The following is an 8792-nucleotide window of genomic DNA, read 5'->3' as shown; positions in this document are numbered from 1 at the left end:
TTATTTATTTTACTAGAACTATTTTATATTGACTGCCCAGTACGGTAACTGGCTGTGCTGTGAAATTTGCAAAACGAATGGAAACCACTCCGTCTCTTTTACACCAAGCTCCATATACCGTCCAGAACTGATAATCATCTAAAGCCGTGATCAAAATAGGATCTCCCACTTTTGCGTTGGATACCTGGACCTCCACAACAGTTGTAGTATTCGCTCCGATTCTTGCATCCGTACCACTTGTCTGACTTAGGTTTGCATTGGTCACTTGCGTTACATTTACTTGCGCTGCCTGTGGAGGTGTCCAGTTTACATTTCCTAAACTATCTGTAGTTAAGAATGTATTGGGCGGACCTGGAGTGATATTTGTGTTCACATTTGTTACGCTTGCATTCCCTGCATAAATAGCATATACAGCACTCAAGATTTGCTGTGTTCCTAAATCCACAAAATTATTGGCAGGTATCCACCAGGGTGCAGGAATTGATGGAGCGATCGCAATTTTTTGATTCATGAAATAGGGTCCGGTTGCCCAATCAATTCTTGATAAAGAATCTTTTAGTGCAGGGTTATTACTTCTGATCCCTCTGCCAACAACGACTTCATAAACCCCATCATTGTTAGATTGTACACGATGCGACTCTTGATACACGAGCGTGCCATTGACAGCTCTTCCCTGGTAAATGGATAATTCGTAGTGAATAGTACGATTACGTGCAGGGTTGCCTTGGTTATCTTTTGCAACTCCTGTTAGATAAAAAGCTCCGGGTGGTTGTGCGAACAAACTACCAGTCAGTAAAACCAACACCAGCAGTATGTTCACTTTTAAAATGGTACTTTTCATACACGTTACTTTAAATACGATGGCCATTAAGTTTTAGACTTAAAGGTTTTTCATAGGATATGGCTTTCAATAGTTGTTCAGAGGACATGACATTTAAAAGTGGTTTTTCATAGGATATGTCAATGTCTTTATATTCGCTGGTATACAGTAAGTTACGGTTTTTCTACTTACAAAAATACCATATAATCACCCCTTTATCGAATTACTACAATTTAATTAACCTTAAACTATAGCGCTTATTCATCAGCTCCACCATCACTGTGTAATTACCCGCTGCCCATGCATTTCCATTGATCATATACCCCTTCTTCACATCTTTCATAGGCACCATCTGACCGAATAGTATTTTACCATCCATGGCGATCACTTTTACCAAACAAGAGAGTTTCTCATCAAAATCACCAGTAGCTTTCAACATGGTTGAACCTCTGGTAGGATTCGGATACACATTTAACGATAAAGAAAATGTTGTAGTATCCGCAACAGGAGCCTTTTCTGTACATCCTGAACCAAATAAACCGATACCATTGTTAGCGATATTCAATGCAGAAGCGTATCCTCCAACAGTCAAACATTTCGCTGAACCAGATACCGGCATAGTAGGAGTTGTAATAATTCCGCCATTTCCACTTAGGAAACTAGTTCCAATAGAGGATACCTGAGCCTTACCTGCTGCACAGGTAAGTATCAGGAACAGCATGAAATATGTTAACTTCTTAATTGGCATAATAAACTTCTCTCACGATCTTCGCTGGCAATCCGGGAGGGTTGGTCACCTGGATATCTAATGTTTTTTCAGTGAGCTCTCTCACTACATAATCACGAGTAGCCGCTCCTAATGGGCCATTGGTAATCACTTCTTTTAACTGGATGACGCTTAACAAATAAGCTTCTCCTCTGTTTCCATCATCATCCAGAAAAGTTGCAGTAAATGGGCTTTGTGTGCGAGTGTACGTTTTGTAATACCGCTTCTGGGCATCAGTAAGGGGCACTAACACTCCGTTTTCATAAATTGCTTTCAGGAACCATTGCTTGTTTCCTAACGTACTCGTCAGGTTATCAAACAACTTTTCATGCTCTGATTTAGGAACAATTTGATCTCCTTTACCACATCCTGAAAAAAGTAAAGCACCTGACACCAATAGGGTGATCAAAATAAATGCCCTCATTTTTTGAACTGGTTTCATCTTTTGTTGATTTCCTTGGGATTTGTTTGGGTTGCGCTCAAATCGGATCATCCGACCGAACGGGCCTTGCAGAGGATAACGTCTTATTCGTCTTCTATTCGGTGGGCAGTTGGAATAGCCCGGATACCGTACAGATCAAAAAAGCCGTGGATGGATTGGATCGGTTGGTTTCAAAGGATTGGGACAAGTCAGACATGATATTAACCAGTGATGATACCGGCGTTTATCTACGCTGTCTTCAGAGAATAGGATTTTTCGAAATCGCGAAGTATTGATTATCAATAACTCGCATAGATACAATACAGCTTTTCGAGGACTGGATTGTGGTGTAGATTTCAAATGAGGGGTTACTCATTTGGTGTGTCAAGGCGCGGATTAAAAGCTTTGGTGCTTTGTAGGATTGGATATTACAATGCAAATATATTACGATATCCGTGTAGTAAAAACACTACCCTTAGGTTTTAAGGGAATTATAATTCATAAAAAAAGCCCTCCGAAGAGGGCTTTTATATAAAAATTAAATTATTTATACTTTAAAGTGTGAGAACGCTTTGTTAGCTTCTGCCATTCTGTGCGTATCTTCCTTTTTCTTGAACGCAGCACCTTCACCTTTACTTGCAGCTACGATCTCATTTGCCAGTTTATCGGCCATGGTACGACCATTACGCTCACGGCTGTAACGAATCAACCATTTCATACTTAATGAAATCTTACGATCTGCACGTACTTCAGATGGGATCTGGAAGGTAGCACCACCAATACGACGGCTTCTTACTTCTACAGAAGGCGTTACATTCGCGATCGCTTTTTTCCAGGTTTCATAACCATCTTCACCGGTCATTTTTGTAACCTTATCCACTGCATCATAAAAAATATTGATTGCAGTACTTTTCTTACCATCCCACATAAGGTTATTGATGAAACGGGTTACCAGTTTGTCATTGAAACGACCGTCTGGTGCAAGAGGTAATTTTTTGGCTTGTGCTTTACGCATGACGTATAGTAATTAGCTGATTAACAGATTATTAGGTTATTTTTTTGCCTTTTCTTTCTTAGTTCCGTATTTAGAACGACTCTTCTTACGATCCTTAACACCGGCAGTATCAAGGCTACCACGAACGATGTGGTAACGTACACCCGGAAGATCCTTTACACGACCACCGCGGATCAATACGATCGAGTGCTCTTGCAGATTATGACCCTCACCAGGAATATAAGCGATAACTTCTACTTTATTGGTCAAACGCACTTTCGCTACTTTACGCAGAGCTGAGTTAGGCTTCTTTGGAGTTGTTGTGTATACACGTGTACATACACCACGACGCTGCGGACAAGCATCCAAAGCCCTTGATTTACTTTTGGCCCTGATAATTTCGCGACCTTTTCTAACTAATTGCTGTATTGTAGGCATTATTTACCGTTTAAAATTTCGGACGGCAAAGGTAATGGCTGCAACTGAAAAATCAAAAACTTTTCAAAAGTTTTGATTCAAACTGTGGATAAGCATTCTTTTTTCAGGCGATTTGGGCATAAATAGCCCTTATCTCCTTCCCTTTGGGTTCTATTTTTTCTACTGATCAAGTAAAAATACCCAGGAATTCTTTGAAAAAATACGTGAGTAACACCTGTTCATACAATAAGAGTATTCGGAGGTCTAGATTTAAGCCCTAAGACCTCATTTCATGAATAAATCGCCTCTTTTTTTAGTCCTTATTTTCAAATCAGCCACCCTTTTTGGTCAATTTTCTGCGGTTTCATATCCCATAGCAGGCGCTATCTATCAACAGGATTTTGACCAACTTCCATTATCCGGTTCTTTTACCCTTAATGGCAAAGGCCCCCATGCACTTGATCAAGCTCCTCTTTCAATGACCGCACTTAAAGGCTGGCAAGTATTTCAAATATCGGGTAGTCAGCCCAATACCAACATCCTTACTGGCACCGGATCCGGAACAGGGAGTGGCATTTATAGTTATGGACTTTCCGGGAATAACAACCGAGCATTGGGATCACTTGCCTCCGGTACCGGAGTATATGGATTTGGTGTGGTCCTTGAAAATCAGACAGGAAGCCCACTGAATAAAATATCCATCCAGTATAAAGTCACACAGTGGCGCAAAGGAGGATCTGGAAATACCAATACTTGGCAATTTTCTTATCAAACCCGACAATCAAACAGCATTGACACAACATTTCTGCTCAAAAAATTGGAAGCAAATCTTATTTCCATTCAAAATTCTACCGGTAGCGCTACTTTGAATGGACATCTTTCTGCAAACCAATACAGCATCAATATTACCATTAAAGATATCATCTGGAGACCCGGAGAAAAACTGATCCTTCGATGGGATGATCAGGATGAAAGTGGTAGTGATGATGGTATGGCTATTGATGACTTCAACTTTTCAGCAACAACAGAAATCATCGCCCCTGTTATTGGTAAACCTTTTATTGACAGTATTGGAACACAAACTGTAAACATCGTTACGAGCGTTCAGGATAACCTTTCGAACACGCAGGTCAAATTTGAATATGATACCACTCCTACCATGTACAACCCCATCAATGCAACTACTATCATACCTAATATCATTGCTTCTGGTGCTGGTAACACATTCGTAACACTACGATTGAGTGGACTTAGTCCCGGCAGAAAATATTATGTCAGAGCGATTGCAACTAATACAGCAGGTACAACCATCAGTGATACTATTCAATTTACAACAATCACATCCGTTCCCGATATCAGTACCCATAAGATTATCGCTGTTGATTTTGGCAGATGGGAGATATTCGGAGAGTTACTTTCAGATAACGGCGCTGTTATATTGGAAAAAGGATTTTGCTGGGCGATCAACGACACCCCCTTTATCCATCATAATCGATCACCTGTTTCTTTGACAGATGCAAACTTGAGAATGACTTTGAAAGATCTTCCATTGAATGCGATTATTCTTATTCGTTCGTATGCACGCAATGAAAAAGGTATTGGCTATGGTATTCCATTGAGCTTTCGAACGCCCGTTTCCGTTCATTCATTTACATCTTCACAAACGTATAGCAATAAGGATACTTTGGTGTATGAACTAATACTCCATCAGACAGTTGAAGCGATCAATACTTCACAGTTTACCGTCAAAAGCATTCCCGAAAACGGCGCAGCGATTTATTCAGTCGAAAGAAAAAATGACTCCAGTTATACTATAAAAATTCAATCCGGAAATTCAGATGCCATCATACAACCGATCCTTCATCGTGATGTCAACCAATCTCCACCTATTCATCCGCTATTCTATGAGGGAACTAAAACGATCATAGATAAGACCCCACCTGAAATATTGAATGTATCAATACCAGATCGATCTTATAAAATCAAAGACACCATTCAAGTAACGATCAGCACTAGACCAGATCCTTCTTCATTTATTTTATGGGATGGGAATGTATCCGGTTATCCTGTTTCACAATTACGTAAGAAAAACGATAGCACCTACACAGCCATTGCTATAGTCAACGCAGGTGGCGCTGAAATAAAGGCAAGTGAGACACATTTTATTTCCCTTCATCTTAAAGACAGTGCGAATAATAAAAACCAGGTCCATACTTTTAAAATCCAACAAGATAATGATGCGATCGATCACTCCAGACCAACCATCAAATCCCTAACCATTCCTCCACGAAAAAAATATAAAGCGTCCGATACTTTATATTTTGGATTACACTTCAATGAAAAGATCCAATGTGATACATCAATGGGCAAACCTGTTATATCCGTTACTATTGGAACACGCATCCGTAATCCGGCACTTAGTTTTTTCACTGATACCAGTTTATATTTCACTTATGTGATACAGCCTGATGAGTTTGATGCAGATGGTATCAGAATTGCAAATACCCTTTCACTGAATAACAGTGTCATTCAAGATCCTGCAGGAAATCTTGTATTAAACAATATTCCATCTGCTGGTATCCTAAGTGATATTTTAATTGATGCTATCTTACCCGAAGTGATCGGTGTAATTACTCCAACTCCCAGATCATACAGTATCAATGACACCCTTCGTTTTATTGTATTGTTCTCAAAGCCTGTTGTAACAGATCCCAAAAAGGATCCATTTCTTGAGACAGTAATTGGAGATAACACCTATAAAATCCCATATCGCTATGGAGCTCCCGGTAATTCATTGACTTTTGAATTGCCGATCCTAAATGGAATGTTAGATAAAAACGGAATCGGTTTATCAAATCAACTCTTTCAAGCAAATACAATCATAGATGATATTGGAAATGCTACCTTGCCGCTTTTGAAGAATATCGGCGCCTTAAGTAGTATTGATGTTGATGGCATTCCACCCAAATGGGTAACCAATTCTGATACAATAATTGCCGTATGCAAAAAGGGACAATTACGCTTAGACAAGTTTTTACTTGTAGATGATGAAGAAAAGGCCGGTGGACTCACATGGAATATCATCAGGAATTCTAAAAGAGGTAATATCACCGGACTTCCATACAACACTAAACTTACGATAGATATTCAGGAACCAAAAAATCTAATCTACAATCACACGAATGATGCATCACTGAAAGATACTGCTATCATAGAGGTATCGGATGGCATTAACAGTATTCGCAAACAATTCATCTTTCAATTCTTTCCTGAGATCACGAATAATATACTTTCCAAAGATCAAATCATTTGTTCCGGAACAGCTCCTGAGCCTATCAAGGGTGAAATGCCTGTTGGCGGAAATGAAATGTATGCTTATCAATGGCAGATGTCTAGCCAATCTCAATTCCAATCCATACCATCGAATAATCTTAGCATTCTTTATCCAGGTAGTCTCCAGCAATCTACCAGATTCCGAAGAATTGTTCAATCAGGTGGTTGTACAGATACATCGCAAAGTGTTTTGATCGAAGTAAAAACAAATGGTTTATGGCTAGGTAAACAAAATAATAGCTGGCATACCGGTAGTAATTGGTGTAGTGCCATGGTTCCCGATATGCAAACGGATGTGATATTGCAAACAAATGATTCACCAGTACTGATCACAGATAGCGCATTTTGCAGGTCTTTACAACTATTGAATCAGAGTCAACTTATTTTATCGGGTGTTTTGACATATGACAATACGATCCTTGCACAGCAAGCAATTCGATCTTCCAATGGAACCCTTGTAGCTGTAGGCAAAAGGCAACAATATTTACCTGCACAAGCTTTTATGAATAACCAATTAGATCATTTAGTAGCAAAAGGAACTGAATTATTATTATCAGATTCTTTATATATCAATCGATCTCTGCAATTGATACAAGGGAAACTTCTTACACAAGACATGTTGGTTCTAGATTCGCAGGCAATGATCGCTCCAAACGCCGCGGGAACACAAATCATCGGTCGGATTTTTAAGAAATTCAGATTAGAAAATAACTGGATCACTCACCCTTTTAAAGAAGATATTCTTGGAAGCAGTAAAAATTTTCAGCAGGTTGGACCTAACATATCTTATGCAATATTGAAAGAGCAGGAGAACGCGAACATGGTACCCATCACTCTGATGGCGCTAACCAATTTCGCCAATAAAAAAATTATTGACTGGAAACCACTTGAACAAGAAAACAATTATTCTTTATATCGGTGGAAAAGATCGTCAGGAATAAGCTTATTCAAACCTTTTGATAAAAAAGTGAAGGCAGACGTACTTCTATTTGGTCAACCTATCATTGGTGATGAAGAAATCATATTTCCAACGGGAAAAGACACACAATACCATCTGACCGGAAATCCATATTTAGCTAAGATACTTTCAAAGAGTATTTCGCGCAGTCAAAATATCGGACATAACTTTTGGGTTTGGGATAATAGTTTAGCAGAAACCGGCGGATATGCAGCCAAAGCTTTTGATGGTAACCATATTATCGAAGCTTTACAGGGATTCATTGTTAAGACCACTAAAGAAACAGATCTGTCCATCAGATTTTCAGAACAAACAAAGATCACAGAGTCATTACCCGATAGTATCAATGGCATTATTGAGAATCGTTATCAAGTAGCATTATCACTTCACAAAGAGCAACAACTATTGGATCGATTTTTATTGATTGATATAGACTCTTCCAACATTCATTTTGATGAAGATGATGCAGAAAAATTATTCAATCAATATTATAACTTTTACAGTTTGAGTTATGACCAGATACCACTGGCAATTGATGCAAGAAAAATCACTGATGAAACATATATCCCATTAGGGATTCAAACAAAAGCGCCAGGATATTACAGCATTCAGTTCAATAGGGTTTGGCTTCCATCTCATCTATCATTAGAGTTACACGATTTATTCAACGGTACTATCACAAAAGTAAAAAACGATAGTTTTTACCATTTTTATATAACTGCTGATACCACTAGTTTCGGAGAAAAACGTTTTGTGCTAAGGGCACCGATACCACCTGTACCACAGGAGGAGCCTATCATTTTAAAACTATCCCCTGTGCCTGCACAATATCAATTGAATGTTTATTTCAAGGCCTATAAACCAGGACACAGTTTTATCTTGATCAAGAATATAGATGGCGCTATCCTTCACAAACAAATACTCGGGCAACAAAAAGAAGGGAATTTTCAAGTGCCGCTGAACGCACTATTGAACGGCACTTATATTCTGGAAGTACACAGCGGCAATAAGTTTGCGGCTAGTACTTTTATCAAGCTGTAAATAAAAAAGGGACTTCAGTGGAAGTCCCTTTTGATATCTTGT

General features: G+C 39.0%; 6 protein-coding genes. 1 reads left to right on the top strand and 5 read right to left on the bottom strand.

The annotated features are described in order from the left end of the window. Nucleotides 1-4 precede the first annotated feature (4 nt). From ABXG83_RS00410 to rpsL, 5 genes are all read right to left on the bottom strand, one after another. A complete protein-coding gene (locus ABXG83_RS00410) occupies nt 5-841 on the bottom strand; it encodes a hypothetical protein (protein ID WP_353549546.1) in 837 nt (278 codons plus the stop codon). Nucleotides 842-1046: 205 nt separating this feature from the next. Further along, nucleotides 1047-1541 carry a T9SS type A sorting domain-containing protein gene (locus ABXG83_RS00405; protein ID WP_353549545.1) on the bottom strand — a complete coding sequence of 165 codons (495 nt, stop codon included), beginning with the start codon at nt 1539-1541 and terminating at the stop codon, nt 1047-1049. A 16-nt stretch (nt 1542-1557) separates the two neighbouring features. Beyond that, nucleotides 1558-2028 carry a hypothetical protein gene (locus ABXG83_RS00400; protein ID WP_353549544.1) on the bottom strand — a complete coding sequence of 157 codons (471 nt, stop codon included), beginning with the start codon at nt 2026-2028 and terminating at the stop codon, nt 1558-1560. 526 nt (nt 2029-2554) lie between these two features. Continuing rightward, entirely contained in the window at nt 2555-3022 is a 468-nt protein-coding gene (gene rpsG / locus ABXG83_RS00395; RefSeq protein ID WP_353549543.1) for a 30S ribosomal protein S7, read from the bottom strand. 36 nt (nt 3023-3058) lie between these two features. Then, entirely contained in the window at nt 3059-3439 is a 381-nt protein-coding gene (rpsL, locus tag ABXG83_RS00390; protein WP_026767866.1) for a 30S ribosomal protein S12, read from the bottom strand. Nucleotides 3440-3710: 271 nt separating this feature from the next. On the opposite strand from rpsL, the gene ABXG83_RS00385 reads away from it, so the two are divergent. Further along, nucleotides 3711-8750 carry a hypothetical protein gene (locus ABXG83_RS00385; RefSeq protein ID WP_353549542.1) on the top strand — a complete coding sequence of 1680 codons (5040 nt, stop codon included), beginning with the start codon at nt 3711-3713 and terminating at the stop codon, nt 8748-8750. The last annotated feature ends 42 nt before the right edge of the window (nt 8751-8792 follow it).

The organism is Sediminibacterium sp. KACHI17 (genome assembly GCF_040362915.1).
Taxonomy (GTDB): Bacteria; Bacteroidota; Bacteroidia; order Chitinophagales; family Chitinophagaceae; genus Sediminibacterium.
This window is presented reverse-complemented; position numbering and strand designations above follow the sequence as displayed.

Bases quoted from the DNA above. Each gene is read 5' to 3' on its own strand.
- ABXG83_RS00410 (WP_353549546.1), bottom strand. From the start codon at position 841: ATGAAAAGTACCATTTTAAAAGTGAACATACTGCTGGTGTTGGTTTTA.
- ABXG83_RS00405 (WP_353549545.1), bottom strand. From the start codon at position 1,541: ATGCTGTTCCTGATACTTACCTGTGCAGCAGGTAAGGCTCAGGTATCC.
- ABXG83_RS00400 (WP_353549544.1), bottom strand. From the start codon at position 2,028: ATGAAACCAGTTCAAAAAATGAGGGCATTTATTTTGATCACCCTATTG.
- rpsG (WP_353549543.1), bottom strand. From the start codon at position 3,022: ATGCGTAAAGCACAAGCCAAAAAATTACCTCTTGCACCAGACGGTCGT.
- rpsL (WP_026767866.1), bottom strand. From the start codon at position 3,439: ATGCCTACAATACAGCAATTAGTTAGAAAAGGTCGCGAAATTATCAGG.
- ABXG83_RS00385 (WP_353549542.1), top strand. From the start codon at position 3,711: ATGAATAAATCGCCTCTTTTTTTAGTCCTTATTTTCAAATCAGCCACC.